The sequence below is a fragment of the Delftia sp. RIT313 genome, from assembly GCF_000632165.1.
In the GTDB taxonomy this organism is placed as follows: domain Bacteria; phylum Pseudomonadota; class Gammaproteobacteria; order Burkholderiales; family Burkholderiaceae_C; genus Comamonas; species Comamonas acidovorans.
The window spans coordinates 1-4135 of record NZ_JFYT01000010.1; the positions used below are offsets into that span (position 1 = coordinate 1).

Here is a 4135-nt window from a genome sequence, read left to right on the forward strand (position 1 = left end):
TCGGCCGCCGGCATCCAGAGCGCCTTCCAGTGCTACAACATCAACAGCTTCGAGTCGGTGGAGCGGCTCATGCGCCGCGGCATCTACAAGGGCCCGCTGGTGATGAACTGGGTGGCGATTGGCGGCGGCATGGACGCGCCCAGCATCTACAGCCTGGCCAATTTCGTGCGCGCCGTGCCCGACGGCGCCGTGCTCACCGTGGAAAGCAATGTGCGCAACGTGCTGCCCGTGAACATGATGGGCATCGCCATGGGCCTGCACGTGCGCTGCGGCACCGAGGACTGCCTGTGGAACCAGTCGCGCAGCGCCAAGGCCAGCACGGTCTCCCAGATCGAGCAACTGGTGCGCATCGCGCGCGAGTTCGGCCGCCCCATCGCCACGGCGCAACAGGCGCGCGCCATCAGCAAGATTGGCGTGTTCTACGACACCCCCGAAGAGACATTGGCGGCCAACGGCTTCGCGCCCAACCGCAACGGCGGCAACCAGGGATTTCTGCGCAAGACCGCCTGACGCACTAGGCCTCGCCAATCCGTCCCTGCCCCCGCCTGCGCCAGTCCGAGACGCTGGCGCCGAAAGCGGCCCGGAACCAGTGGCAAAAGCCGCTGGGCGCGGCAAACCCCAGCAGGCCCGCCACCTCGCCCAGGGGCTGGCTACCGTCTTGCAGATGGCGCAGCACCAGTTCCCTGCGGAGGGTGTCGAGCAGCGACGAGAAAGTCTGCCCCTCCGCAAGCAGGCGGCGGTGCAGCGTGCGGCGGTCCATTCCCAGCTGGCGTGCCACCTGCTGGGCCGTACAGCGGCCGCCCGGCAGCAGTGCAATGATCAGCTCCCTGCAGGCCGCCTGCATGCCTTCGCCCCGGCTGCGCAGCGCCTGCTCCAGATGGCTTCGCGCAAAGCGCGCAACGCCCGAGCCCTGCGCCTGGCCGCATTCGCGCAGCAGTTGCAGATCCGCCAGGCGGCAGACCATGCCGTTGAAAGGCTGGTCAAACAAAGGGGTCACGCCGAAGAAGGCACGGTGGGCCGATGCATCGGCCGGTGCGCGGTGTACGAAGCTGACCTGCTGCGGGCGCCACTGGGCGCCGATCAGCTCGCGCAGCACGCGAAACATCACGCCCACCGCCAGCTCCATGGATTGGCGCATGGCCATGCCCGCGATGGGTACCAGGTCCTGGCGCACCAGCACCCCGGAGCCCGCGTCCTCGATGCGTACGAACATGCCCGCACTCAGCAGCTTGAGGTAGCGGCACAGGGTGTCCAGCGCCTGGCGCGGCGTGGGCTCTTGCTGCAGCACAAGGCTGATGGGACCCAGGTGGGACAGGCTGCGCCGCGCCGCCAGGCGCAGCGCGAAATCCTGCGTGCCCGTGGTGCGCGCGGCCACCTCCAGCAGCTCGCGCACGGCATGGATGGGAATCAGCGTTTCCGGGTCGTCGAGCAGGCGCGCCGACAGTCCCGCCGCGCGCACAAGGACGGCGGGATCATGGCCCAGGCTTTTCACCAGGTCGGCATAGCCATGCAGGCTGGCACTGCGGATAAGGCCGCAGGTGACGGGCCTGCGGCCTGCGGCCACGGTGCCGATGGCATGGAGCGCAGGGGTCTGCATGGCAGGTCCATTTCAGGGAATCAGCACCGTCGCGCCCGTGGTGCGGCGCGACTCCAGCGCCCGGTGCGCCTGGGCCGCATCGGCCAGCGCAAAGCTTTGCTGGGGCTCGCTGGCGATGCGCCCGGCCAGCACATGGTCGAACAGCTCGCGCGCCATCTCCAGCATGTGGGCGCGCGGCTGGATGTAGTGCACCATCGCGGGCCGCGTCATCCAGATCGATCCCTTGGAGGCCAGCAGCTGGGAGTCCACCACCACCGAGCCCGACGAGGTGCCGTTGCTGATCAGCCGGCCGCGCGGCTGCAGGCAGTCCAGCGAATCCATGAGCGTGTCCTTGCCCACCGAGTCATAGACCACGGGCACGCCCTTGCCGCCCGTGATCTCCATCACGCGAGCGACGGTGTTCTCGCGCGAGGTCACGATGACGTGGGCGCAGCCGTTGGCGCGCGCGGCGGCGGCCTTCTCGTCGGTGCTCACCGTGCCGATCATGGTCACGCCCAGGGCACGCGCCCACTGGCAGGCGATCAGCCCCACGCCGCCGGCCGCCGCGTGGTAGAGGATGGTCTCGCCCCCCTGCAACGGATGGACCTGGCGGAACAGGTACTGCGCCGTCATGCCCTTCATCATCAGCGTGGCCGCCGTGCGGTCGCTGATGCCGTCAGGCAGCGGGATCAGCACCTCGGCCGGCATCACGCGCACATCGCTGTAGGCGCCCTGCGGGCCCATCAGGTAGCCCACGCGGTCGCCAGGCCGCACTTCGGTCACGCCCTCCCCCACGGCCTCGACCACGCCCACGGCGTCCGAGCCCAGGCCATTGGGCAGGGCCAGCGGATAGCGGCCCGTGCGGAAATAGATGTCGATGAAATTGACGGCGATGAAACTGTGGCGCACGCGCGCCTGGCCGGGTCCGGGCGCACCGGCCTCGGCATGTTCCAGCCTGAGCACCTCGGGGCCGCCGGTGGTATGAAAGCGTATGGCCTTTGCCATGGAGTCTCCTTGTGTAGCGCCTGGGTGGGGCGCCCTGCATCAGTTGAGCCGGATGTCGAAGTTGCGGACGATCTCGGCATTGCGCTCGAACTCGGCGCGCAGGTCGGTGGACATCTGCTCCAGCGAGCGATCGCCTTCGACGGGCTCGAAGCCCGTGCCCGCATAGCGTTCGCGCACGGCCTTGCGGGCGTTGACCCGGGCCAGCGCGCCGTGGATCTTCTCCAGCAGCGGGCGCGGCGTCTGCGCCGAGGCGAACACGCCGCTCCAGTTGCTGAAATCCACCTCGGGATAGCCCAGCTCGGCCAGCGTGGGCACCTGCGGGTAGTCGGGCAGCCGGCTCTTGTAGGCCACGGCCAGCAGCCTGACCTTGCCGCCCGCGATCAGCGGCTTGGAGGTGACCGATCCGTCGAACATGAGCGGGATCTGGTTGCCCATGACCTGGGCCAGCGCGGGCGCCGAGCCCGGGAAGGCCACATGCTCCATGTCCAGGTGGGCCCTTCTGTTGAGGATGGCGCCTGCGTACTGCGAGGCCGTCCCCTGGCTGTACGAGGCGAACGACAGCGTGCCCGGGTGGGCCTTCACGTAGGCGATGGCCTCGGCCCCGTCGCGCGCGGGAAACTGCGGCGAGGCGATGAACAGCATCACCGAGCGCGCCATCTGCGCCACGGGCCGCACGTCCTTCATGGGGTCGAAGCCGACCTTGAGCACATGGGGCACCTCGGTGAGGATGTTGGTCACCGTCACCAGCAGCGTGCTGCCGTCGGCCGGCTGGGACAGCATGTGCTTGACGGCGATGGCGCCACCGGCGCCGGGCCGGTTCTCGACGATGACGGGCTGGCGTATCTCCTGCGCCAGCTGGTCGCTGATGATGCGCGCGAACACATCGATGGTGCCGCCGGGCGGCGCCGGCACGATGAGCCGGACCGGCTTGTCGCCGAAGGCGTGGGCGCCACCGGCCAGCAGCGAGGCGGCCAGGGCGATGGCAGTCCAGGGGGGCATGCGTTGCATCATGGGCTCCCGGTTCAGGCGGCCTTGCGCAGAAATCCCTGCTGGGCGCCGTTGCGGTTGGGCGCGAAGCCGTTGGCCGCCAGCGTCTCTTCCACGGTGCCGTAGAACTGGCCGATCCGGCAGATCTCCCGCGCCTGTTGCGCCGTGGCGATGGGGCGGCCGAACTCGCCTGCGATGCGCACCAGCTGCTCGATCTGCGCCACCGTGCCCATCTTGGCCGTGCGGCGCTGGTTCCAGAGGTTGTCCTCGGTGCCGCAGCGCACATGCAGCCCCATGGCGATGCCCATCATGTTCACGGGCAGCACATTGAGCACCGAGCTTTCCACCGTGAGCACGGCGCCATCGGGCACGGCGCGCACGAAGTTGGCCAGGCTGTAGATGCTGGGCGCGTCCATGCCGCCGCCAATCGCCACCCAGTTCATCACCAGCGGGCCTTTGTAGATGCCCCGGCGCATGAGCCGCTCCACCGACTCGAAGCTGTTGATGTTGTAGCACTGGAAGGCGCTCTGGATGCCGGCGGCCGACAGGCGCCGGATGTGCTCCTCG

At 69.1% G+C, this 4135-nt stretch carries 5 protein-coding genes; 1 reads left to right on the top strand and 4 read right to left on the bottom strand.

Translation table 11 applies throughout. The annotated features are described in order from the left end of the window. Window positions 1-510, top strand: a 510-nt coding sequence (locus BW39_RS02670; protein ID WP_043819588.1) for a 3-keto-5-aminohexanoate cleavage protein, incomplete at its 5' end; no start/stop codon positions are given. 4 nt (window positions 511-514) lie between these two features. Here BW39_RS02670 and BW39_RS02675 read toward each other — a convergent pair. The 4 genes from BW39_RS02675 to BW39_RS02690 form a co-directional block, all read right to left on the bottom strand. Then, a complete protein-coding gene (locus tag BW39_RS02675; RefSeq protein ID WP_043819591.1) occupies window positions 515-1597 on the bottom strand; it encodes an AraC family transcriptional regulator in 1083 nt (360 codons plus the stop codon). 12 nt (window positions 1598-1609) lie between these two features. Next, window positions 1610-2581 (bottom strand): quinone oxidoreductase family protein, encoded by a 972-nt coding sequence (locus tag BW39_RS02680; protein WP_013803808.1) that lies wholly within the window; start codon window positions 2579-2581, stop codon window positions 1610-1612. A gap of 39 nt (window positions 2582-2620) precedes the next feature. Continuing rightward, window positions 2621-3589 (bottom strand): Bug family tripartite tricarboxylate transporter substrate binding protein, encoded by a 969-nt coding sequence (locus tag BW39_RS02685; RefSeq protein WP_026062972.1) that lies wholly within the window; start codon window positions 3587-3589, stop codon window positions 2621-2623. A gap of 14 nt (window positions 3590-3603) precedes the next feature. Further along, the coding region (locus BW39_RS02690; RefSeq protein ID WP_043819593.1) for a 3-keto-5-aminohexanoate cleavage protein at window positions 3604-4135 on the bottom strand (532 nt) is incomplete at its 5' end.

Excerpts from the sequence above, each read along its gene's own strand:
- BW39_RS02685 (WP_026062972.1), bottom strand. The coding sequence starts at position 3,589 with ATGCAACGCATGCCCCCCTGGACTGCCATCGCCCTGGCCGCCTCGCTG.
- BW39_RS02675 (WP_043819591.1), bottom strand. The coding sequence starts at position 1,597 with ATGCAGACCCCTGCGCTCCATGCCATCGGCACCGTGGCCGCAGGCCGC.
- BW39_RS02680 (WP_013803808.1), bottom strand. The coding sequence starts at position 2,581 with ATGGCAAAGGCCATACGCTTTCATACCACCGGCGGCCCCGAGGTGCTC.